Annotated in this window: 20 protein-coding genes; 17 read left to right on the plus strand and 3 right to left on the minus strand. The window is 47.0% G+C overall.

Annotated features, from left to right (window positions below):
* Positions 1–4: 4 nt before the first annotated feature.
* From E4V70_RS09215 to cysE, 13 genes are all read left to right on the plus strand, one after another.
* Positions 5–343 (plus strand): DUF6394 family protein, encoded by a 339-nt coding sequence (locus tag E4V70_RS09215; protein WP_002953043.1) that lies wholly within the window; start codon positions 5–7, stop codon positions 341–343.
* Between the two features lie 8 nt (positions 344–351).
* Entirely contained in the window at positions 352–2,823 is a 2,472-nt protein-coding gene (gene leuS, locus E4V70_RS09220; protein ID WP_122863493.1) for a leucine--tRNA ligase, read from the plus strand.
* A gap of 3 nt (positions 2,824–2,826) precedes the next feature.
* Complete coding sequence (locus E4V70_RS09225) at positions 2,827–3,360, plus strand: putative periplasmic lipoprotein (RefSeq protein WP_002952788.1); 534 nt, start codon at positions 2,827–2,829, stop codon at positions 3,358–3,360.
* Positions 3,350–4,897, plus strand: a complete 1,548-nt coding sequence (locus E4V70_RS09230) for a GGDEF domain-containing protein (protein ID WP_122863688.1) — start codon at positions 3,350–3,352, stop codon at positions 4,895–4,897. The genes E4V70_RS09225 and E4V70_RS09230 overlap by 11 nt, the downstream gene beginning before the upstream one ends.
* A 4-nt stretch (positions 4,898–4,901) precedes the next feature.
* Positions 4,902–6,053, plus strand: a complete 1,152-nt coding sequence (locus E4V70_RS09235) for a folylpolyglutamate synthase/dihydrofolate synthase family protein (protein WP_122863494.1) — start codon at positions 4,902–4,904, stop codon at positions 6,051–6,053.
* Positions 6,043–9,000: a transcription-repair coupling factor gene (gene mfd, locus E4V70_RS09240; protein ID WP_122863495.1), complete on the plus strand. Its 2,958-nt coding sequence runs from the start codon at positions 6,043–6,045 to the stop codon at positions 8,998–9,000. Before E4V70_RS09235 ends, mfd begins: the two co-directional genes overlap by 11 nt.
* Positions 8,997–9,758, plus strand: a complete 762-nt coding sequence (locus E4V70_RS09245) for an ATP-binding protein (protein WP_122863496.1) — start codon at positions 8,997–8,999, stop codon at positions 9,756–9,758. Before mfd ends, E4V70_RS09245 begins: the two co-directional genes overlap by 4 nt.
* The gene (locus tag E4V70_RS09250) at positions 9,758–10,573 is read left to right on the plus strand and encodes a TIGR00282 family metallophosphoesterase (protein WP_122863497.1); all 816 of its coding nucleotides are present in this window, start codon (positions 9,758–9,760) and stop codon (positions 10,571–10,573) included. Before E4V70_RS09245 ends, E4V70_RS09250 begins: the two co-directional genes overlap by 1 nt.
* 158 nt (positions 10,574–10,731) lie before the next feature.
* Positions 10,732–11,400, plus strand: a complete 669-nt coding sequence (locus E4V70_RS09255) for a 3-methyladenine DNA glycosylase (RefSeq protein WP_122863498.1) — start codon at positions 10,732–10,734, stop codon at positions 11,398–11,400.
* A gap of 8 nt (positions 11,401–11,408) precedes the next feature.
* Positions 11,409–12,494, plus strand: a complete 1,086-nt coding sequence (locus tag E4V70_RS09260; RefSeq protein ID WP_122863499.1) for a DegT/DnrJ/EryC1/StrS family aminotransferase — start codon at positions 11,409–11,411, stop codon at positions 12,492–12,494.
* Positions 12,487–13,380 (plus strand): Gfo/Idh/MocA family protein, encoded by an 894-nt coding sequence (locus tag E4V70_RS09265; protein WP_122863500.1) that lies wholly within the window; start codon positions 12,487–12,489, stop codon positions 13,378–13,380. The genes E4V70_RS09260 and E4V70_RS09265 overlap by 8 nt, the downstream gene beginning before the upstream one ends.
* 101 nt (positions 13,381–13,481) lie before the next feature.
* A complete protein-coding gene (cysK, locus tag E4V70_RS09270) occupies positions 13,482–14,393 on the plus strand; it encodes a cysteine synthase A (protein WP_122863501.1) in 912 nt (303 codons plus the stop codon).
* A 10-nt stretch (positions 14,394–14,403) separates the two neighbouring features.
* A complete protein-coding gene (gene cysE / locus E4V70_RS09275) occupies positions 14,404–14,940 on the plus strand; it encodes a serine O-acetyltransferase (RefSeq protein WP_442551149.1) in 537 nt (178 codons plus the stop codon).
* Positions 14,941–15,099: 159 nt separating this feature from the next.
* Here cysE and E4V70_RS09280 read toward each other — a convergent pair whose 3' ends face one another.
* The 3 genes from E4V70_RS09280 to E4V70_RS09290 are packed head-to-tail and all read right to left on the minus strand — an operon-like array spanning position 15,100 to position 18,028.
* Complete coding sequence (locus E4V70_RS09280; RefSeq protein ID WP_122863503.1) at positions 15,100–16,008, minus strand: 3'-5' exonuclease; 909 nt, start codon at positions 16,006–16,008, stop codon at positions 15,100–15,102.
* Entirely contained in the window at positions 16,005–16,652 is a 648-nt protein-coding gene (rpe, locus tag E4V70_RS09285) for a ribulose-phosphate 3-epimerase (protein ID WP_122863504.1), read from the minus strand. Before rpe ends, E4V70_RS09280 begins: the two co-directional genes overlap by 4 nt.
* Before the next feature lie 11 nt (positions 16,653–16,663).
* On the minus strand, positions 16,664–18,028 hold the full coding sequence (locus E4V70_RS09290; RefSeq protein WP_122863505.1) for an STAS domain-containing protein: 1,365 nt from the start codon (positions 18,026–18,028) through the stop codon (positions 16,664–16,666).
* Between the two features lie 214 nt (positions 18,029–18,242).
* Here E4V70_RS09290 and rpmB point away from each other — a divergent pair, with 214 nt between their 5' ends.
* From rpmB to E4V70_RS09310, 4 genes are all read left to right on the plus strand, one after another.
* A complete protein-coding gene (gene rpmB, locus E4V70_RS09295; RefSeq protein ID WP_122863506.1) occupies positions 18,243–18,434 on the plus strand; it encodes a 50S ribosomal protein L28 in 192 nt (63 codons plus the stop codon).
* A 27-nt stretch (positions 18,435–18,461) separates the two neighbouring features.
* Complete coding sequence (locus tag E4V70_RS09300; protein WP_414973860.1) at positions 18,462–19,586, plus strand: potassium channel family protein; 1,125 nt, start codon at positions 18,462–18,464, stop codon at positions 19,584–19,586.
* Positions 19,587–19,807: 221 nt separating this feature from the next.
* Positions 19,808–20,032, plus strand: coding sequence for a YdcH family protein (locus E4V70_RS09305; RefSeq protein ID WP_002946649.1), 225 nt, complete (start codon positions 19,808–19,810; stop codon positions 20,030–20,032).
* A 388-nt stretch (positions 20,033–20,420) separates the two neighbouring features.
* Positions 20,421–22,514, plus strand: coding sequence for an RNA degradosome polyphosphate kinase (locus E4V70_RS09310; protein ID WP_122863508.1), 2,094 nt, complete (start codon positions 20,421–20,423; stop codon positions 22,512–22,514).
* Positions 22,515–22,679 lie beyond the last annotated feature (165 nt).

Here is a 22,679-nt window from a genome sequence, read left to right on the forward strand (position 1 = left end):
AGCGATGAACTGGGGTAAGGTTGTTTATATATTTTTCGCGCTTATGAGCCTGACGACGACGGCGGGATTTTTGTACGATAAAAATGAGATTGCGCTATTTGTAGCGGCGAGCGTAAACGTGATCTCGACGCTGCTAAAAATCGGCGTCAAAAACGTCTTTGCCGCCGAGCTTTTTGCTAGCTCGCTAGTGGCCGACTTGCACCTTATTCCGGCTTTTGTGCTACTTCAGGTAAACGGCAACGCGCATATGGCGTATTCGCTAGCGATCGGCGCCGCGATAGCAAACGTCTTTTCTCTAGCGCTTGTTTTGGTTGAGTCCGGCAAGACGCAAGAAGAATTTTAGGAGTAAAAATGAGTGAAAATTTAAAATACGAGCCTGCGAAAATAGAAAAAAAATGGAGAGAAATTTGGAGCAAAAGCGGCGAATTTGAGCCCAAAGACGACTATAGCCTACCTAAAAAATATATCCTAAGCATGTTTCCATACCCTAGCGGACGCATCCACATGGGGCACGTGCGAAACTACTCTATCGGCGACGCCCTAGCTCGCTACTACCGCAAAAAGGGCTATAACGTTTTGCATCCTATCGGCTTTGATAGCTTTGGTATGCCTGCGGAAAATGCGGCGATAAAGCACAAAATCCATCCTAAAATTTGGACTTACGAAAATATAGACTACATGCGCGGCGAGCTTGATGCTTTGGGACTTAGCTTTTCTAAAAAGCGCGAATTTGCGACGTCTGATCCGCTTTATACTAAATTTGAACAAGAATTTTTCATCAAAATGTACGAAAAGGGGCTGGTTTACCGAAAAAGCGCGGTAGTAAATTGGTGCGAATACGACCAAACGGTGCTTGCAAACGAGCAGGTCGAAGACGGATGCTGCTGGAGATGCGGAAATGCCGTCGTCCAGCGCGAACTGCCCGGCTACTACCTAAAGATAACTAGCTACGCGCAGGAGTTGCTGGACGATTTAAAAAAGTTAGAGGGCAAATGGCCGTCTCAAGTGCTTACGATGCAGGAAAACTGGATCGGTAAGAGCTTTGGACTTGAGTTTAAATTTGAGCTAGACGAGGAGTCGAAGCAAATTTTAGAAGGCGGCGAGCAGATAGAGGGCTTTGAGGTATTTACTACGCGCCCGGATACGATTTACGGCGTTAGCTATGCTGCCTTGGCACCTGAGCACAGGATCGTAAAAAGACTGCTTAACGCAGACAAGTTAGAGCCGCAAAAAGCGGAAAAAATTAGAAAAATTTTAAATCAAAGCCCGCGCGAACGCCAAGCTAGCGAAAAAGACGGACTGTATTTGGGTATAAACGTCTTACACCCGCTAACCGGAGAAAAAGTGCCGGTTTGGGTAGCCAATTTCGTCCTAGCAGACTACGGTAGCGGCGCTGTTATGGCGGTGCCGGCTCACGACGAGCGCGACTATGAGTTTGCGAGTAAATTTGACCTGCCGATAAAGCCGGTGGTTAAGCCCATGCAGGGCGAATTTGAGGGCGGCAAGGCTCTAACGGAGTACGGAATATCTATAAATTCGCCGCTCATAAACGGTCTTGGCAGCGAAGAGGCCAAACTAAAAATAATAGAAAAATTTGAAGCGGATAAAATCGGCAAACGCGTCGTAAATTTTAAAATCCGCGACTGGGGTATCTCCAGACAGCGCTACTGGGGCGCGCCGATACCGATGGTGCACTGCAAGCGCTGCGGCGTCGTGCCTGAAAAGATCGAAAATCTGCCCGTGACGCTGCCTGACGACGTACAGATAACAGGCGAAGGAAATCCGCTAGATAAGCACGAGAGCTGGAAACACGTAAAGTGTCCAAAATGCGGCGGCGAGGCTATCCGCGAGACCGATACGATGGATACGTTTTTTGAGAGTAGTTGGTATTTCGCTAGATACGCCAGCGACGAAAAGACGTGGCAGGAACGCGCGTTTGATGCTAAAAGCGTGAATTATTGGATGAACGTGGATCAGTATATCGGCGGTATCGAGCATGCGATCTTGCACCTACTTTACGCGAGGTTTTTCCAAAAGGCCTTGCGAGACCTGGGCTACCTAAGAGACGACGAGCCGTTTGAGCGACTGCTTACTCAAGGCATGGTGCTAAAAGACGGCAAAAAAATGAGTAAAAGTAAGGGTAACGTAGTTGATCCCGACGACATTATTAGCAAATATGGCGCCGATACGGCGAGGCTTTTTATCCTATTTGCCGCGCCTCCGCAAAAAGAACTTGAGTGGAACGATAGCGCGGTCGAGGGCGCATTTAGGTTTTTAAACCGCTTATACGAACGAAGCGCGAATGTCAAAAAATGTACTCAAATCCCGCAGATAGCGCACGCAAATTTGAGCAAAGAAGAAAAATACGCGCGAATGAAGGTTTATGAGGCGCTTAAAAAATCAAACGACGTTTATGAAGAAAATTTTGCCTTGAATACCCTAATCGCGGCCTGCATGGAAGCTCTAAATGCCGTAAATGCGCAGGATAACGAGGATGTGACTACGGAAGCCTTTTTTATCATTTTAAATTTACTCGAGCCTATCGTGCCGCATATAGCAAACGAGCTTAGCGAGCAACTATTTGGCAGGGCGAATTTTACTAAAATAGAAATTTTGGACGAGGTTTTTGAAAAAGATAGCTTAAATTTGGCTATCACCGTTAACGGCAAAAGGCGCGGCGAATTTGAAGCGCCGAGCAGCGCAAATGAGGACGAGGTTTTGGCTCTAGCTAGACAAAGCGCGGCTAAATGGCTAGAAGGAAAAGAAATAATCAAACAAATTTACGTGAACGGAAAGCTCGTAAATTTCGTAATAAAAGGCTAAAATTTGAAGATAAAAATTTTACTATTTTTAGCGGCTTTTGTCTTGGTCGGATGCGGCTATAAGCCCGTCTCAAAGATCACGAACGACATAATGGGCGACCGCGTCTACGTAAACGTGCTAATAAGCAAAGAAGAGCCTAAAAATAGCGTCTGGATCAAAGATAGCGTGCTAGAGGGTATCGTAACAAGGCTAGGTAAGCGCATGAGCTACGATAAAAACGAGCCTACGACGATAACGGTCTCGATCAAATCGCTCAACTACCAGGCGTTGCTATATGACGAAAACGGCTACGTGACGTCGTATAAAGCGATACTAACGCTAAATTTCGATACTAAGTTAAAAGGCGGCAAGATGCTATCGGTGACGACTTCGGGCGAGCATGACTTTACCGTCTCGCAAAAGGTAAGGGATACTAGATTTGCCGACGGCGTCATCAGCGAGAGCGAGAAGTATAACGCCATAAAAGAGGCTTCGCAAGAGGCTTTTGACGAGTATATCGCAGTGCTTGCGGTAAAGGGGCTAAAAAATGGCAATTAGCGTAAATCAGATCATAAGAGAAGCTATACAGGCGATAAAAGATCGTGGACTCGTGTTTACTCCAGACAACTACGCGGAGGTTTTTTGCGAGATAGCAAAAAAAAACGGCGTTACCTTGCCCGAGTGCCAAAAGCTCGAAAAATACGTCGCAAGGCTAAACGATGATTTTAAAGATCAGCTAAAGCAAAAAAACGTAAAAAACGTGGACGAGCTTTTTGCGTTTATGGCCTCTAGGTTAAATTCGCCAAGCATAATAGACAACTCAAAGCTCGTAAGCGCGCTTTTGCTGATGAATAAAAGGGTTTTGCAAAGCATATCCCTCCTGCATAACAAAAACGCCAAAGAACTCTCTGAAAACAGCATAGAGGCGCTAAACAGGAGGCTTGACGTAGCCACGGTAGAAAAGATAAAAGACAAGTGGTTTGATTTTCTAACCGATTACGATGATTCGTTTTTAAAGCGTCTTGGCTCATACGGGATAAAAAAATTCGACGATTTGCAATCTATCGTCATAGAGCTTGATAATGCGACCATAAAAGAGCTGGATAGCACGCAAATTTACGAAAAAATAATCCCGCTCATAGCCATGATGCTAGAGCCTTCTATCACCGATAAAATCAGCGACGACGTAAGAAAAATAAATAAAATTTTAAAAAGCGATCCAAGCCTGCTCGAAGACGGTCAAACAAGAGAAAAGATAGAGGAGCTGACCAAAAAGCGAATCGAGCTAGATAAGGCTGAAATTTTAAATAAAGTCAGCGTGCTCGATAAGGTTTTAGACGGCATAAATAACCAAATCGTAAGCTTGATCAGCAGCTCGTCAAAAAGCTCTAGCACGATGCAGTACATCAAAGACGATCTAAGCTCGATAAATTTGCGCGAAGATAGCTTTGAGGGCATTAGAGACAAGATGCTAAGTATCGCCAATGCTCTTGACGGCGAGGTTAAGCAGCTGGGCGAGCAGATGGTAAACGATCAAAAGACCATCAAAGAGCTTCAAAAAAGAGTAAATAAGCTAGAAACCGATCTGGAAAGCGCAAGATCTCAAAGCAAAGAGGACTTTTTAACCAAAACCGGAACCAAAAAGGCGCTAGTTGAAGAGCTCGAGCGAATGGAGCAAAAATACAACAGATATGGCAACGATTACGGCGTTTGCTTTTTTGATATAGATCACTTTAAGCGCATAAACGATGTTTACGGGCACGAAGCAGGCGACGTCGTCTTGGCTACTATAGGCAAGATGCTTAGAAAATACTCCCGCCAGGCTGATTTCGTCGGTAGATACGGCGGCGAAGAGTTTGTTATTTTACTGCCCGAGATTTCTCTGGGCGACGCAGTCAAATTTGCCGAAAAGATGCGAGAAATCGTGCAAAATTCTAAATTTATGTATAAAGGCGAGCGCATAGACGTGACGGCAAGCTGCGGCGTAGCGATAAGAAGCGCAAGCACGGGCTCGAATGCGACGATAGAAGAAGCCGACAAGATGCTTTATCAGGCAAAGCAGGGCGGCAGAAACAAGGTCATGCCGGAATGCTAAATGAATGTTAGATAATTTTTTAGAAAACAAACCCCTTTTTTATAAGGAAATCAACCGCGCGCGCATGCCAAACGCCTTTAAATTCGTGCAGGGGGCGTTTAAAATACCAAAAATCATCCATCTTATCGGCACGAACGGCAAGGGCAGCACGGGGCGATTTTTAGCGCAGTTGCTCGCTCGCGGCCATAGCGTCGGACACTATACGAGCCCGCATATCTTCGAGTTTCGCGAGAGATTTTGGATGAACGGCGCCGTAGCTAGCGCGGACGCGCTCGAGACGGCTCACGAGAGACTGATTAAAATTTTGCCTCCCGAGGTCGCGCGCTCGCTTTCGTATTTCGAGTATGCGACGCTGCTTTGCGCTCCGCTTTTTGAGGGGTGCGACTTTTTCGTCTGCGAGGCGGGCGTTGGGGGAGAATTCGACGCTACGAACGTATTTGACAAGCGTCTTAGCCTCTTTACTCCGATCGGTTTTGATCATACGGCGCTGCTGGGCGACACGTTAGAGCGGATCGCGACGACTAAATTTAACGCGATGGCGGACCTTGCTTTGATGAACGACGAGATGAGCGAGCTTTGCGCCGATATCGCTAGAGGGATCGCTGCCAAAAAAGGCGCAACGCTCAAATTTGCTTCCCAAAATTTGAACAGCGAGGATAAAAACGAGATTAAAATTTATGCGCAAGAATTCGGCTTACCCGAGTTTTTGCGTTCAAATTTGACGCTTAGCTCTTCGGCGTTTAAGGAGCTCGGATTTAGCTTAAATTTAGCGAATTTAGGCGCGCTGGATCTTAGCGGACGCTGCGAAAAGATCGCGCCAAACGTAACGATCGACGTCGGGCACAACGAGATGGCGGCGCAGGCTCTCGTGAAAAGATTTGCGGGCAAAAAGCTAAATTTGATCTTTAACGCCTTTGCCGACAAGGACATAAAAGCCGTCCTAAAGGCGATCAGACCAATCGTCAAAAAAACCTACATCATCGAGTACGAGACGCCGGGTCGCGAGCTTGCGACGGCGCAGGTGAAAGAGGCTTTGCGCCAGCTCGGTATGGAGTTTGAGGACTTTACGGACGTGCGCGCGGATGAGGAGTATCTGGCGTTTGGGTCGTTTTATCTCGTGGAAGCCTTCTTGAAAAGGTACCGCGGTGCAAAGTGAGGTTTTTGAGTATTTTTTAAACGGAGGCGATGCGCAGCTGCTCGTCTGCGAGGACGATAAGGAGGCCATCGCAGCTCTTAGCGCGGCGGAATTTGCAGGGCTTAAGGTCTTTAGATTGCCTGATTTTAGAGCGCGCGAGGGCGATGATCTGCGCAGCTTTAGCGCCGAGCTTTTTGAGCTATCCTCCGAGCTAGCCAAATTTTACGAATTTGAGGGCAAAAAGCTCCTCATCAGCCCCGTTTGTACGGTCCTAAACAAACTTCCGGGCAAAAAACATCTACAAAAGCTTACGCTAAATTTCGGCGATAAAATCGATCCAAAAGAGCTGGCCGAAAAGCTACTGCGCTTTGGCTACGAGGCGGTGGGTATCGTGGAGAGCGAGGGCGAGTTTTGCGTGCGTGGCGAGATTATAGATATTTTTTGCGTCGGCGCGCAGGAGCCAAACCGCATTTTGCTTTTTGACGGCGAGATAGAAAGCATCAGGCACTACAGCACGCAGACGCAAATTTCAAACAAAACCGAGCTAAAAAGCGTTGAAATTTCGCCTTTTATCGCGGCTCTGGGCGAAGCCGAGTTTGAAAAAACGTCAGAAAAAATAAAAGATATGCAAACGGACGCGCTAATCAGCGACCTAAAGACGCTTGGATTTTGGGCGATAGACGGCTTTATAGACTATACGCGCGAATTTAAAACGGTTTTAACGAAAAAATTTGACGGCTTTGAGCGCGATCTGGGCGAGGTGGCAAATTTGCCCGTATTGCCCGCAGCTAAAGTTTATAAAGATTTAAGCGTAACTTTAAACGCCGATTTTTTCGAGCTAAATAAAAATAAAAAAATCAAGGTTTTAGCGCGTAACGAGGGGCTTTTTAACGCATTAAATTTGAGCGAATACAAAAACGTAGAGTTTGTGCAAACCGAAGCGGCGTTAAATTTAGTCTCGGTGGCCGAAATCATCGTCTCGCTAAATAAATTTGAAAAGAAAAAGCGCGCCAAAAAACCGAGTCTAGCGATCGACGAGCTAAAGGCGGGCGACTACGTCGTGCACGAGGAGTACGGCATCGGCAAATTTACGGGTCTTGAAAAGCTAACGGTGCTCGGCAGGACGCGCGAGTTCGTCGTGATCGTTTATCAAAACGAGGACAAGCTGCTTTTGCCCGTCGAGCATCTAAATTTGATCGATCGCTACGTCGCAGGCAGCGGCAGCATAGCGGTTTTAGACCGCCTGGGCAAGGCAAATTTCGCCAAGATAAAAGAAAAAGTTAGAGCCAAGCTTTTTGTTATCGCCTCAAAGATTATTTCGTTGGCCGCGCAGCGCGAGCTAATCCGCGGCGAAATCATCGAAAAAGACGATGCGGAGTATCTAAATTTCTTGCAAAACGCTGGCTTTGCCTACACGAGAGATCAGGAGCGCGCATCAAGCGACATCGCAAACGACCTAAAAAGCGGCAAGGTGATGGATAGGCTGCTTAGCGGCGATGTGGGATTCGGTAAAACGGAAGTTGCGATGAACGCGATATTTAAGTGCGTAAAATCGGGCTTTCAGGCGCTATTTTTCGTGCCGACGACGCTTCTTAGCTCCCAGCATTTTAAAAGCCTAAAAGAGCGGTTGGGCAAATTTGACGTTAGCGTCTTTAAGCTTGACCGTTTCACGAGCACAAAGGAAAAAGCGGCCGCGGTTAAGGCGCTGGAGTCTGGGCAGCCTTGCGTTTGCGTAGGTACGCACTCGCTTTTGTCGGTTAAGCCCTCAAATTTAGGCCTCATCATCATCGACGAAGAGCATAAATTTGGCGTAAAACAAAAGGAAAAACTAAAAGAGATTTCAAGCGCCTCGCACGTGCTATCTATGAGCGCAACTCCGATACCGCGCAGCCTAAATATGGCGCTTTCAAGCGTCAAGGGATACTCGGTGCTACAAACTCCGCCAAGCTCGCGCCTAGACGTGCGAACCAGCGTGCGCGAGTGGGATGAAAAGGCGGTAAAAGAGGCCGTGATGCGCGAACTGCGCCGCGGCGGGCAAATTTTTTATATCCACAACCACATCGCCACGATGCCTCAGGCAAAAAAGCAAATTTTGGGCATCATGCCAAATTTACGCATCCTCATGCTACACTCCAAGATCGACGCTAAAACGACCGAAGAGGAGATGATGAAGTTTGAAAACGGCGAATACGACGTACTGCTAAGCACCAGCATCGTAGAAAGCGGCATCCACCTGCCAAACGTAAACACCATCATCATCGAGGGCGCGAATAAATTCGGTATCGCAGACCTACATCAGCTGCGCGGGCGCGTAGGCAGGAGCGACAAGCAGGCGTATTGCTACTTCCTAGTCGAAGACAAAAACGCCCTAAGCGAGGACGCGCTAAAACGCCTAGTCGCACTTGAGAGTAATTCGTTTTTGGGCTCGGGCAGCGTGCTAGCCTACCACGATCTAGAAATCAGAGGCGGCGGCAACCTGGTGGGCGAAGCCCAAAGCGGCCATATCGAGGCGATCGGCTACTCGCTATACATCAAGATGCTAGAAGAAGAGATAAATAAACTGCTAAATAAAGAGAGCTTTGAAAGCGCAAAAATCGATCTAAAACTCAGTATAAACGCGTTTTTAAACTCGGAGTTTATCGGTGAGGATAGATTGCGTCTGGAGCTATATAGACGGCTTAGCAAGTGCAAAGAGGTTGCCGAGGTTTACGAGATAGAGAGCGAGATCGAGGATAGATTTGGCAAGCCAGACATCTACACCAAGCAGTTTTTAAGCCTCATTATAATTAAAATTTTAGCGATAAAAGCGGGCTTCAAAGCTATCTCAAACGCCGAGCAAAATATCGTGCTAACCGCGCAAAACGGCGAGCAAACCAGGCTGAGATCAAAGAGCAAAGACGATGATGACGTGATTGAGGAGATCTTGATCTATCTTAGAAAACTAAACAAAGGACGGGCGGAAAAATGATAGACTGGAACACGACTGCCGCAGCGATTTATAGGCGTAAATTTGGAGCATTAAAAGGCGTGATAGACGTTGATTTTACGCAGCTTGACGGGCTTATCGGGATCGAAAAGCAAAAAGAAGAGCTAGTAGAAAATACGCGCAAATTTTTAGAAGGCAAGGGCGCGAATCACGCGATACTCTGGGGCGCGCGAGGCTGCGGTAAAAGCAGCCTGGTTAAGGCAGTTTTTACTAAATTTTACCCGGAGGGCTTGCGGCTAATCGAGCTAAAAAACGACGAGCTGGAGATGATACCAGAGATCATTTACGAGATTAGGGATAGCAGCTTTAAATTTATCATTTTTTGCGACGACCTTAGCTTTGAGGCGGGAGATATGAGCTATAAGTTTTTAAAACCCGTGCTTGAGGGCTCGATCGAAAAGGCGCCTAAAAACGTGCTAGTCTACGCCACATCAAACCGCCGCCACCTGATCAGCGAGCTAAAAAGCGACAACGAAGGCGCAAGGGTCGGCGAGACGGAGCTGCACTATAGCGACGCGGTCGAGGAAAAGATCGCGCTTAGCGATAGATTCGGGCTTTGGCTTAGCTTTTATCAGGGCAGTTTTGCAGACTATCTAAAGATAGTGGATTTTTATTTTAAAGATTTCGTAGGCGACAAAACGATGCTTCACGAGCTAGCAAAGCAATACGCCCAGCTGCGCGCGAGCCGCTCTGGACGCACGGCAAGGCAGTTTTATCTAAGCTATAAAGATAAAATTTGATGGCAAATTTAACTAGAGTGGGCTTTGTGGGCGATATCGTCGGACGCGCTGGACGAAGCGCGGTTATACAAAATTTGCCCAAATTTAAGCGAGAATTTAAGCTTGACTTTATCGTCGCAAACGCCGAAAACGCAAGCGGAGGCTTTGGTCTAACCGCCACAAACGCACACGAGTTGCTAGAGTGCGGTATCGACGCGATCACGGGCGGCAACCATAGCTTTGATAAAAAAGACGTAGTTGCGCTGATGGACGCCCTGCCTATCATCCGCCCGTATAATCACTTCGCGGGAACCGCTGGGCGCGGAGCGATAAATTTGAGTAAAGAGGGCAAGAGCCTAAGCGTGGTAAATTTGATGGGGCACTACGGCTTACCGCATACAAATAACGCCTTTTTGGAGGCCGAGCGCGCACTAAAAGAGTGCGAGAGCGAAAATACCCTCATAGACTTTCACGCCGAGGCCACGAGCGAGAAAAACGCGTTTTTTAGGCTGTTTTGCGGGCGAGTCGGGGCCATAGCCGGCACTCACACGCACGTTGGCACCGATGATTTGCAAATAGTTAGCGGCACTGCTTATGTCAGCGACGTCGGGCTTAGCGGGGCGTTTGACGGCGTCATCGGTATGGACGCGGAAGCGCCCGTGAAGAGCTTTTTAACGGGACTCAAGCACTCGTTTAAGGTAAATGAAAAATGCAGGCGAATCTTTCAAATGGTCGTGTTTAAATTTGACGGCGGGCGCTGCGCAGATGCCTTTAAGATCCGCGTGATAGACGGAGTTAGCGAGCCTTTGGTGCAGCCAGCGGTTAAATTTGCATAAGCGAGCGCAAATTTGGGTTGGGCTAACGACTGCGGCTTTTTCTCAAATTTAATCGAAGCGGCGTTTCGGCGATAAATTTAACGCTTTTGCCGCTATAAATTTGAGCAAGAGTCGCTAACTAAAATTTTGCTCATAAAAAATATAAAAAGGAAAAAACGATGGATAGTACGCAGCTTTTTTTGGCGCTAAAAAACGCGGGCGTAAAGGCTGACGCGGACGACCCCCTTTGGTGGCCGGGAGCCGGGACTTTTGAGGTCGTGGTCGGCGCCGTTTTGATACAAAATACAAACTGGAAAAACGCCGACAAAGCGCTAAATAATCTAAAAAACGCAAATTTGATGAGCCTAGAAGGTATCGTAAAAACGCCCGCGGCCGAGCTTGCCATGCTAATAAAACCAAGCGGCTTTTATAACACCAAAGCAAAACGCCTAAAAACGCTTTGCGATGCGATTTTTAAAAAATTCGGCGATTTTGAAAATTTCAAAGAAAACGTAAGCCGCGAGTGGCTGCTTGGCGTCAAAGGCATCGGCGCGGAGACCTGCGACGCGGTGCTTTGCTACGCGTGCGGACGCGACGTGATGGTCGTAGATAGTTACGCTTTGCGGATTTTGAGCTTTTTGGGATACGAGTTTGAAAGCTACGACGAGGCGCAGGAGTGGCTGGGGGCCGTAGATAGCGAACAAATTTGCGAGGCGTACGGACGCGAGCTAGAGATGAATGAAATTTACGCCAAATTTCACGGCAAGATAGTGGAGTTTTGCAAAGTGCACTTTAACGGCAAGAGGCTTGACGAAGCAGGCGAAGAAATACTAAAATCTATAAAATAGGAGCAAGGATGAAGATAAATTTTATAAATTTACAAGCTCAGTATCAAAAATACAAAAACGAAATCGACGAGCAGATCAAAGAGGTGCTAGATAGCTCGGTCTATATCGGCGGCAAGGTCGGCGAGCTGGAGGAAAATCTGGCCAAATTTAGCGGCGCAAAGCATGCTATAGCTTGCAGTAGCGGCACGGACGCGCTGCTATTAGCCTTTATGGCGCTTGATATAAAGCCCGGCGACGAGATCGTCACGACGCCTTTTACTTTTATCGCTACGGCCGAGATGATAGCGTTTTTGGGCGCAAAGCCCGTATTCGTCGATATCGACGAGAGGACGTATAATATCGATCCGAATTTGATCGAGGCAAAGATCACGCCAAAGACCAAGGCTATCGTGCCGGTGTCGCTTTTTGGGCTGGCGGCGGATATGGCGGCGATAAACGCTATCGCGCAAAAGCATGGCCTAACCGTTATCGAGGACGCGGCGCAAAGCTTTGGCGCGAGCCAAAACGGCGTAAAATCCTGCAACCTCTCGCGCATCGCTACGACCTCGTTTTTCCCGGCTAAGCCGCTTGGCTGCTACGGCGACGGCGGAGCGATATTTACGGACGACGACGCCCTAAACGAAAAGATACGCATCCTACTAAACCACGGCCAGTCCGAGCGCTACATCCACAAATATGTCGGCATAAACGGCAGACTCGACGCCATCCAGGCGGGTATTTTAAACGTAAAGCTAAAATACCTTGACGCCGAAATCGCAAAACGCCAAGAGATCGCGGCAAGATATACTAGCGAGCTAAAGGGTGTCGTAACGCCTTTTGTCGCGGAGGGTAACGTCTCGGCGTGGGCACAGTACTGCATCCGCGTAAAAGATAGAGCGAAAATGCTAGAGATCTGCGCGCAAAAAGGCGTGCCGACAGGCGTTTATTACCCTGTGCCGCTGCATTTGCAAGAGGTGTTTAAGGATCTTGGCTATAAGCTTGGGGATTTTGCCGTGAGCGAAGCGGTGGCGCAGGATATAATGGCGCTGCCGATGTCTGCATTTGTGACCAAAGAGGAGCAAGACTACGTCATCGAGGTTATAAATAATGCTTAAATTTACGCTCATAGGTCTTGGCGTCATGGGCAAAAACCACTACCGCGCTCTACAAAACGTCGAGGGCGTGCAGATAACCGCGCTTTGCGATCCGTTTAGCAAGGAAAAATTTGCACAAAAAATTTACGCTGATCTTGACGAGATGCTAGAGAGCGAAAATTTAGACGCCGCCGTCATCGCTACGCCGACCTCGCTACATAAAGAAGCGGCGCTAAAGTGTATGCGAAAAGGGCTAAATTTGCTCATCGAAAAACCCGTTTGCGCAAATGCCGCGGATGCTCAAATTTTACTTGACGAAGCTAAGCGGCAAGATATAAAGGTGGCCGTCGGGCACGTCGAGCGCTTTAACCCAGCGATCGCGGCTCTAAAAAAAGAGCTTGAAAACGAGGAAATTTATAGCGTGCAAATAACTAGAAATGCGCCCTTTCCGCAGCGAATCGCGGATGTGGGCATACTAGCCGATTTAGCCGTGCACGATATCGATCTCATTAGGTTTTTAAGCGGCAAAGAGATAAAAAGCGCCGATATAAAATGCTCGCGCAAAATCCACGCTAAATTTGAAGACAACGCGGTTTTGTCGTTTGAGCTTGAGGGCGAGATAACGGCTCTCATAGCTACTAGCTGGCTAGCGCACAGACGCAAAAGAACCGTCGAGGTCGCGTGCAAGGGGGCAGTTTACGAGGCCGATTTGCTAAATCAAAGTCTCGTTAAATTTAGCGAATTTGACGCGAGCTCGTGCAAAATGCAAAATATATTCGTCAAAAGAGCTGATCCTCTAACAAGCGAGCTAGAGGACTTCGTGCGTCTTTTAAGCGGCGAGCAAAGCATGAGCGCTAGTATAGAAGACAGCCTAAAAACTCTAAAAATCATAGAGAACGCGAGTTAAATTTTAGGCTGAAATATAAAAGAAAATTTATTTTTTTATATTTTATTTATATTTATGGAAAAAGAAGTTATTATTACACGATTTTTTCAAAAGGAGTCTAAATGATATATGAAAACATCGTTCAAACCATCGGTAAAACGCCGATCGTAAGGATAAACAGCGTGCACGAAGAGGGCATGGCTGAAATCTACTCAAAGCTTGAGTTTTTTAACCCGGGCGGCTCGGTAAAAGATAGAATCGCCGCAAATATGATCCTCGGGATGCAAAAAGAAGGTACGCTAAAAAAAGGCGACGTCATCGTGGAGCCAACTAGCGGCAACACCGGCATAGGCGCAGCTATGGTCGGCGCGGCGCTAGGATATAAGGTCGTACTAGTGATGCCTGAAACCATGAGCATAGAAAGACGCAAGCTGCAAAAGGCCTACGGAGCGGAGCTAGTGCTAACCGAGGGCGCAAAAGGCATGAAGGGCGCGATCGAAAAAGCAAACGAGCTCGTGCGCGAAAAAGGCTACGTGATGCTAAGTCAGTTTGAAAACAAATTTAACCCGCAGGCTCACGAACTAACGACGGCAAAAGAGATCATGGATGACTTCGGGGAGCTTGACGCATTTGTAGCGGGCGTAGGCACGGGCGGCACGCTAAGCGGCACCGCAAGAGCGCTAAAAGCAAACGGCTATAAGACTAAGATCGTCGCCGTCGAGCCAAACGACTCTGCCGTGATCTCGGGCGAAAAACCCGGTCCGCACAAGATCCAAGGCATAGGAGCGGGCTTTATCCCGGCTACGCTTGATACCGCCTGCATCGACGAGATAGAGCGCGTGGATAACGACGAGGCCTTTGAGACGGCTAGAAAGCTAGCTAAAGAGGAGGGTATCTTACTAGGTATCTCGGGCGGCGCGGCTCTGGCGGCTGCGGTGAAGGTCGCAAAGAGACTAGGTAAGGGCAAAAAGGTGCTTTTCATAGCTCCTGATAACGGCGAGAGATATCTTAGTACTCCGCTTTACGAGGCGTGATTTGGGACTGATAGCTGAGCTAAACGAGCTGGTCGCGACCGTGCGAGAAAAGGACCCGTCGGTAGCCTCGTGCTGCTACGGGGCGATCCTCGTCAACACTCCAGGCATCCATGCCGTCTTTTTTCATAGATTCGCGCACTTTTTGCATGTTAAAAATTGGCGATTTACGGCGCGCTTCGTGTCGCAGATGTCGCGCTTTTTAACGGGCATCGAGATACATCCGGGCGCCAAGATCGGCAGGCGGCTTTTTATCGATCACGGCATGGGCGTGGTTATCGGCGAGACGGCCGAAGTGGGAGATGACGTGCTGATCTATCATCAAGTAACTCTAGGTGGCACGGGTAAAGAGTGCTGCAAGCGCCACCCGACCGTAAAAAACGGCGTCACGATAGCAGCCGGCGCAAAGGTGCTAGGAAACATCCTGATCGGCGAAAACGCCAAAATAGGAGCGAACTCGGTCGTGCTAAAAGACGTGCCCGATAACGCCACGGTCGTAGGAATCCCCGCTAGGATCGTGCGAATAAATGGCGAACGAGTCGGCGAGTAGGTTAAATTTGCGCCGACCTTGGCTGCTATTTTTATAAATTTACTTTTTAACTCTGTTAAATTTAAAAGATTTCCAGGCGGCAGAAATAGAGTATATTTTTGCGAGCTTGTATCGGGCTTCAAATTTATCAAATTCGCCTACGTCAAATTTTAGTTAAATTTACTCGTCAAATATCGGAAGTTTAGGCTCTTTTTCTTTTTGTATTTTGCCGCCGACGTTTAAAATTTGAGACTCGCTTGCTTCGCTCAAATTTTCATTGTCGTCAAATTTGATCGTCTCGCCGGCTTCATTCGTCGTGATTTTTAGTCGCTTCATCGTCTTGGCCGATTTGCTAAATTCTATTAGATCCTCGACTGTTTTTACCTCGCTAGGAAGCTTTTGCAGTGAATATTTAAAAATTTCAGCCGCCGCGATAGCGTCGTTAAGGGCTCTGTGGTGAGCGTTATTTATACCTAAAATCTCTTTTAGTGTGCCTAGGCCGTATTTTGGCGAGGCGATAGTGCGGCGGGCTAGGTCGATCGTACAGAGTCTGCGGTTTAGCAGCTCGCCGTATCCTAGCGCCTCCAGCGTCGCGCTGATAAAGCCATAGTCAAAGCGAGCGTTGTGCGCCACGAAAACGCTCTGACCTAGAAAAACTTTAAACTGCTCCATAACAAAGGCAAGGCTTGGCGCGTTTTTTAGGTGTTCTGCGGTGATGCCCGTTAGTTCGCTGATATTTTCCGGGACGTAGGGCGCGTACGCGAAGGTTTCAAATTTGCCGATTATTTCGCCGTTTTGTAGTTTTAGCGCGCCGATTTCGATGATCTGGCCGCTATTTATGCCGCCGCTGGTTTCTATATCTACGACGCAAAAAATTTGATCTTTTATCTCTTTGCGGCGAGTTTTGAGCTCGATTTGGTTTTTTGCGGTGCGGGTTACGTCAAGCCCCAGCGCGCGCCACATCTGCACGTCGCGAACATCAAAAAGCTCGGCGTATTCGTCCATTTGCTTGGTTGCGGCGACGAAGTCCGCGTAGGGCACGTTTCGCTTAGCGATGACAGCTAATAAATTTTCAAAATCCTGGTTCAAAACTCGAGCTTTAGCGAGCGGATCGAGTGCTCGTATGAATTTGACGAAAATATATAGCTGCCAGCCACTACGATATCCACGCCCGCTTCATCGAGCTGCGCGACGTTTAGTCCCGTCACGCCGCCGTCGACTTCGATCATGCATTTAGCATTTTTGCGATCGATCATTTCGCGCAAGCTGCGGGCTTTTTCGAGCACCGAAGGGATAAATTTTTGCCCGCCAAACCCCGGATTTACGCTCATTAGCAGCACCATGTCGACCTCGTTTACGATGTGCTCGATCGCCGATACCGGCGTGTGAGGGTTTAGTACGATCGCGGGTCCTACGCCGTGGCTGCGGATGTGATCTATTAGACGTAGCGGGTGCTTTTCCTCCTCGATGTGAAAGCTTAAAAATTTAGGCTTCAGAGGCAAAAAAAGATCGGCAAAAAATGTGTTATTTTGAACCATCAGGTGTATATCTAGCGGCTTTGTAGTGGCCTTGGCTACGGCATTTACTACGACGGGGCCGATGGTTAAATTCGGCACGAAATGCCCGTCCATCACGTCGACATGCACGAGATCGGCCCCGGCTTCGCAGATAGCTTCGATCTCGGCTCTTAAATTTCCAAAATCTGCCGATAAAATACTCGGTGCTACGTACATTTGATTGTCCTTTATTTACTTAGAAAAAATATCGCGTCCATGCCGTCTATATCGAGTCGCACTAGGACGCCTTTGTTTTTTTTGTCTTCGTCTATGATGGTTTCAAAAACGTGCGGCAAGGTAAAATTTGCCTCTATCTTTTGGCCTTTTAGCCACGCTTCGATGCGGTCGGAGATGACGCTAAGTAGATCTGCATATGCCTCGGTCATGCTTACGCCGCTACCTTCTTGGAGTAAAATTTTGCAGATCCTATGAACGGCGTATTTTTCGAGACATAGGATAAATTTAGCATTCATATCGCCGTAAAACGCTACCGAACCCATGCAAAATTTCTCCTCGTCGCAGCCAAAATTTGCTATCTCCGTGGCGGTACGGGTGACGGGTAAATTTGATAAAGACGCCAGCGTATCCATGATGACTTTTAGCAAGTTGGGCAGGACGTCCACAAGCTCTTTCGTGATATTTTTGGGTCTATCCTCGGCTGTTGCGCCGCCGCCTTCTATCGTCGCGTCGTCGTTAAAAAAGTCCTCTATCGAACGGTAAAGCAAAATCCCGCAGTCTTCCAAGTCATAAACCAGCGCTTTTGACATGCTTTCTTTTTTTAATCCGCACAGAGCTATCGTGGCTCCGTATTCGGCGCACTCCATCATAAGCTTGGCTAAAAACGAGACGCCGTGGATGTTGATGGAGCTTGATTTGCTCATATCAAAAACAAAAAATTTAAAGCCTACTTTGAGCGAATTTAGAAAAACTTTATAGTCGAAATTTTCCGAGAAAGAGGAGTCGATAAAGCCGTCTATGCCGTAGATCACGACATTTTCTTTGAGCGTGATTTTGATATCTTTTTTGCTGGATTTTATGTCGGTTAGATGTACGGCGTATTCAAAATCTTTATAAGTGCTCTTAAATTCGTGGATATCTTTTGCGATCACGGGCTTATACCCGCGGCCTGAAAGTCTCAAGGCGATCTGGCGTTTTTGATCGGCGTCCGAGTTAAAGACTATAATGCGTCTGTTTGCAAATTCCGGCTCAAAAGTACCCCAAAATAGGAGCGCGACGTTTGAAGTTTCAAAAAACGATACGTTTAAAACGTCCTTCGACATCCTTTTTAGGGCTTTAAATTTAAGTTCGTTATAGTCGCAAAAGCCTACGTCGGCGTTGCTTTCCTTTGCAAGCCTGGAGACGATTTCTAGGATGAGATTAAAGCCTATTTTGTTGAAATAAACGGCGTTTTTTAGGGATATTAGGATATGGCGCGGCGCATTTTGGCGTAATTTTCTTATACTTGCATCGCCAATGCTGTATTTGTCGATATCTCCGTCTAGAAAGCCAAGCGGGTAAAATATCGCAACATTATCTTTAAATCTTAGTCTCATAAATGGGGGGTAAAAGCTTTCCTAAAATTTTAAATTTTGCTAAAAATCGACTAGTAAATTTTTAAAATTTAACCGCGTTTAAGTTGCGATATTTTAGCTTTTTTATCCATAAAATCAGTTTAAAAGCTAACGCTTTTGTAAAAGTAGCTTTAAGCTTTTATTTTGTTTCTTTTAGATAAAATCAGCAGAAATTTTTATTTTTAAGGAAACAAATATGTCAAGAGTATGCGCAATAACAGGCAAAGGCCCGATGGTAGGCAACAACGTCAGCCACGCCAAAAACAGAATGAAAAGAAGGTTTTTGCCAAACCTAAGAACCATCCGCGTTACGCTAGAGGATGGCACTACGAGAAAGATCAAAGTAGCTGCTTCTACGCTAAGAACGATGAGAAAACAGTCACGCTAAATTTACCGCAAATTTGAGGAGTTGTCTTTGTTTAAAAAGATTTTAAAATTCCTCAACTGGTCAAGTTCCGCCAAACCTCAAATCAACCTCAATACCGAACTTTACGAACAACTTCGCCCGTTTCGCTTACCGCTCATCTTAGTCGTTTTGATGATGATGATCGGTGCTATGGGCTACGTCACGATCGACGGTTTTAGCCTGATAGACGCGATTTATCAGGCCGGTATGACTTTTACGACCGTCGGATTTACCGAGGTCGCGCCTATTTCTCCGGCCGGCCGAATTTTTACTATCACTTTTATTTTGCTAGGCTTTGCCGTTTTTACGTTTTCTACGGGTTTGATGCTCGAAGTTTTAAAAAAAGGCGCGCTCGTAGCGATCATAAAGGAAAGACGAATGCTATACAAGATCGCAAGACTAAAAAACCACTTTGTCATCTGCTATCACAACCAATACACAATGGAATTAAGCCACGAATTTAGGGAAAATCACATCCCATTTATCGTTATCGATCCGCGCGAGGATCTACCGGAAATCGCGGAAAAATACAAGTATCCATACTATATCGTCTCTCAGCCGCATACGCAAACGGCGCTTTTAAAGACGCATTTTTCAAGCGCAAAAGGCATGATCACGCTAAGTCCAAATATCGCCGACAACATCGCTCTCATCGCTACCGTAAGGCTATATGAAAAAGAGATCGGGCGCAAAAAGCCGTATTTTATAATGACAAACTCCGATAACCAAGACGATACCGAGCGGTTAAAAAAGCTCGGCGCAAACAGCGTCGTAAGTCCGTCAAAACTCGTCGCCCAGCGCCTTAGCGCGATGAGCGTACGTCCGGATATGGAAAATTTGCTCGAGCAGTTTTTGTATAAGCAAGACTCACCGATCGACATCGAGGAGATATTGGTGCCGGATTATTCGTGGGTACGCTTTAAACGCCTAAAAGAAACCAATCTGCGAAACATAACAAACGCCGACGTCGTGGGCATCAAGGACGTAAATAACAAATTTATCCCGATGCCAAAGGGCGATACGCTAATCGGCACTGGCACAAAGCTGCTTGTTATCGGCACCGGCGAGTCTATACGCCTAACTAAGCGCGTCATAAAAAGCAGGCATAAGCCAGAAGAGCTAAAATACGTTTAAATTGAGCTTTGCATAGCTTGTGTGGCTTAAATTTGTGTCAAGTAACCATTTCAAATTTGACGCAAAAACAATTCGTCGGCGCAATAAAATTTGACAAATTTAAGCTTGGCGTAGGCTAGGTAAAATTTACCAAATCGCCCAGATACGGCGCGTTTTTAACCCGCTCTTAAAATAATATTCGCTAAAATTAAATTAAAATTTAATCCATCAAAGGAGCAAATATGTTTCATGAAGACAGAGAGCTTATAACCAAGCTAAAAGGTACGAATGCGAGATTTACGTCGCTTTTTGATAAACACAACGACCTAGACGAAAAGATCGCCGAGATGCAAAAAGGCAACGTCTATAACGATGCCGAAGTGGATGCTCTAAAACGCGAAAAACTCAGACTAAAAGACGAAATTTACGCCTTTTTAGCCGAATATAAAAAAGAAAATAATCTTTGATTTAATAGCGGCGGACGATTTGCGCCGCCGTTTTCTGTCTCAAATTCTCTCAAATTTTTATCTTTGATTAGCTGCAAATCGCGCCGAATTTAATTCAAAACAAGGATGTAAAATCGCTCCAAAAATACCAAATTTGACGTCAAAATATAAATTTGTTTTCAAATTTACAACGCGGCTACATCGAAATCTTTTTGAGCACCCAAAAAACCGCCATTCCGACGCACAAAATAATAACCGCCCAAATATATTCCATCTTATTTCCTTGCCTATTTTTGCCGAAATTTAATTTATTTTTCGTTTATTATAACACAAACTTACGGCTTTTTGGAAAGGCCGTGATTTAAGAGAAAATTCGCTAAAATTTATAAAAGTTTAAAAAGGATGGAAAATGGATGAGACAAAGAGCGTTTTTATCAATCGCGAGCTTAGCTGGTTGCGTTTTAACTCGCGCGTTTTAGCCCAGTGCGAAAAGGCGTTGCCGCCGCTTGAAAAGCTAAAATTTATCGCGATTTACATGACGAATTTGGATGAATTTTACATGATCCGCATCGCGGGGCTTAAGCAGCTTTTTGCCGCGGGAGTCGCAGCTAGCGGTAGTGACGGTATGAGTCCGCTCGAGCAGCTAAGAGAGATCAGAAAATACATAAAAGACGAACTCGCGCTCGTGGAAAAACACTATAAAGACGCGCTAAAAGAGCTCGCTCAAAACGGGCTTTTTATGAAAAATTACGACGAAATTTCGCCCGAACTTCGCGCCAAATGCGACGAGTATTTTTTCTCAAACATCCTGCCCGTCATCGTGCCTATCGCGGTTGATGCCACGCATCCGTACCCTCATCTAAACAACCTTAGCTTTAGCCTGGCTGTTAAGCTTGCCGACGCGGATAGTCCTGAGATAGTGAAATTTGGCATGATACGTATCTCGCGCGTTTTACCGAGATTTTATCAAGCGGCCGACAATGTTTACGTGCCGATAGAAACGATCGTGCACCGCCACGCAGAGGAGATTTTCCCGGGTTACAAGCTACTTAGCTCGGCGGCGTTTAGGGTCACGCGAAACGCCGATATCGTGATCGAGGAAGAAGAGGCCGATGATTTCATGATGATCCTCGAACAGGGGCTTAAATTGCGCCGCAAGGGCGCCTTTGTCCGCATGCAGATACAAAAGGACGCCGATGCCGAGATAGTCGAGTTTCTAAACTCGCATATGAAGATTTTTTATAAGGATATCTACGAGTACACCGTCCCGCTCACGCTAAATTCGCTCTGGCAAATCGTGGGAAATAAAGAATTTTCGCACCTTTGCCTACCGCCGTACGCGCCAAAGACATTGCCGCCTTTTAGCACTCATCTCTCGATGTTTGACGTCATCGATAAAGAAGACGTGCTAGTCGTGCATCCCTACGAGAGCTTTGATCCGGTAGTGCAGTTTATCAGGGAGGCGAGTAAGGATCCTCGCGTGATTTCGATCCGCATGACGCTCTACCGCGTCGATAAAAGCTCGCCTATCATCCAGGCTCTCATCGATGCCGCAAACGACGGCAAGCAAGTAACCGTGATGGTCGAGCTAAAGGCGAGGTTCGACGAGGAAAACAACCTACACTGGGCAAAGGCGCTAGAGGACGCCGGCGCGCACGTGATATACGGCATCACGGGCTTTAAGGTGCACGCAAAAGTGAGCCAAGTCATCCGTCAAGAGGGCGGCAAGCTCAAATTTTACATGCATCTATCCACCGGCAACTACAACGGCGGTTCGGCGAAAATTTACACCGACGTGAGCTATTTTACGAGTAGGGCGGAGTTTGCGAGCGATACGACGACGTTTTTTCATATACTTTCGGGTTTTTCTAAAAACCGCCGCCTGCAGACGCTCTCTATGTCGCCGATGCAGATAAAAGAGCGTGTGCTAGAGATGATAAAGACCGAGACCGCGCACGGAGAGCAAGGCAGGATCGTGGCCAAGATGAACGCGCTAGTAGATAGCGATATCGTGGATGCGCTGGTGAAGGCCAGTAGTGCCGGCGTAAAGATCGACCTCATCGTGCGCGGCATCTGCTGCGTGCGCCCGGAAGTGAAGGGCCTAAGCGAAAATATCCGCGTGAGATCGCTCATCGGCAAATACCTTGAGCACGCGAGGATATTTTATTTCAGGCACGCCGAGCCTCAAATTTACATCGCTTCCGCCGACTGGATGCCGCGAAATCTCGAGCGCCGCCTAGAGCTCATGACGCCGATAATCGATAAAAATTTGCAAGAGCGCTTGCTCGAGTTTTTGCGCTTGCAGCTTAGCGATAACGAGCTGGCGTTTGAGTTGCAAAACAGCGGCGAATACGCCAAGGTGAGACCTAAAGAGGGCGACGCGCGCATAAACTCGCAAGAGGTGCTCGAGGAGTACGTGAGCGGGGTATACAAGGCGACGAAAAAGGATACCGATAAGGGTAAGAGCGAGCAGATGGTGGCGAAACTTTTGAAAGAAAGTTAAGCGGCTTTTAGGAAGGCTTGTCTCGCGAGCGCTTTTCCGAGATTTTGCAAATTTTCGCTCCGCAGGCTATATGCCTAGCGCACGCTCAATTTTGCTTCAAAACTCGAAAAATCGTCTCGCGATACTTCGCCTTATCGTTTTACATTTAAATTTGAAGTCAATTTG

This window comes from Campylobacter showae (genome assembly GCF_900699785.1).
Lineage (GTDB): Bacteria > Campylobacterota > Campylobacteria > Campylobacterales > Campylobacteraceae > Campylobacter_A > Campylobacter_A showae_D.